Source organism: Ralstonia sp. VS2407 (assembly GCF_052950655.1).
In genome coordinates this window covers 1-429 of record NZ_JBRFVG010000403.1, presented here as the reverse complement: position 1 = coordinate 429, position 429 = coordinate 1, and the positions used below count along the sequence as shown (strand labels likewise).

Below are 429 nucleotides of genomic sequence, written 5' to 3'. Positions count from 1 at the left end.
CTGCAGCGCCGAACGCTGCGCGATGTGGAACACCGTGATCTGCCCGAACAGGCTCAGCGCGCGCAACCGCGTGACGGAATCGTCGGCCGGCCGGCCGGTGATGCGGCCGATCAGCTCGGCGCTCACGTCGTTGAGCGGCTTGCGCATGCGCGTCATCAGGATCTCGCTTGCGCTCGCCGGTTCCTGGCCGCCCTGCTCGCGCGCGAAGAACATCCGCTGGTTCATCGTCTTCGGCGCGGTGAACATCCGGTCCGACAGCGCGCGCAGCAGCCCGATGAACGCATCGATCAGTTCCTCGACGCTCGCGTGGGCCTCGAGCATCGCCCGCGCATGGCCGACCGCCGGCGCGAACACCGCCCAGCCGTGCTCCGCGATCGTCTCGACGCACGCGCGGTACACGCCTTCCTTGTTCTCGAAGTAGTACTGGAG

At 68.3% G+C, this 429-nt stretch carries 1 protein-coding gene; it reads right to left on the bottom strand.

All coding sequences use genetic code 11. The annotated features are described in order from the left end of the window. The coding region (locus ACU8YE_RS25690) for a CerR family C-terminal domain-containing protein (RefSeq protein WP_446930454.1) at positions 1 to 429 on the bottom strand (429 nt) is incomplete at both ends.